The organism is Salmonella sp. NW884, from assembly GCF_051700745.1.
Classification (GTDB): Bacteria; Pseudomonadota; Gammaproteobacteria; order Enterobacterales; family Enterobacteriaceae; genus Salmonella; species Salmonella enterica.
This window is the reverse complement of the sequence record NZ_JAMMDE010000053.1, coordinates 1-320: the sequence shown is the minus strand read 5'-3', so window position 1 is coordinate 320 and position 320 is coordinate 1. Positions and strand designations below refer to the sequence as shown.

Annotated in this window: 1 protein-coding gene; it reads left to right on the top strand. The window is 55.3% G+C overall.

Features of this window, described 5'->3' with window-relative positions; translation table 11 throughout:
* Positions 1-297 (top strand): recombination protein NinG (locus NA197_RS23480; RefSeq protein ID WP_438796713.1); only part of this gene is annotated, 297 nt, incomplete at its 5' end.
* Positions 298-320 lie beyond the last annotated feature (23 nt).

Genomic DNA, 320 nt, shown 5'->3' with positions numbered 1-320 from the left:
AGCGCCATCGATGCAAGCCATTACCGCTCGCGCGGTGCCGCCTCACATCTCAAATTCAACGTATTCAACGTTCATTCAGCCTGCACGCGCTGCAACCGGCAGTTAAGCGGGAATGCGGTCGAATACCGAATCCGCCTCATCAGGCGTATAGGCCTCGAAAGGGTGGAGCGTCTTGAATCAGACAATGCGCCACGCCGTTTCGATATCCCGTACCTGAAACGCATCAAATCCATATTCACCCGTAAAGCCCGGGCGCTGGAGAAGCGCCGCGCACGTCGACAGGATAATGCAGCATGAAACCAGAACTGATCGACATACTC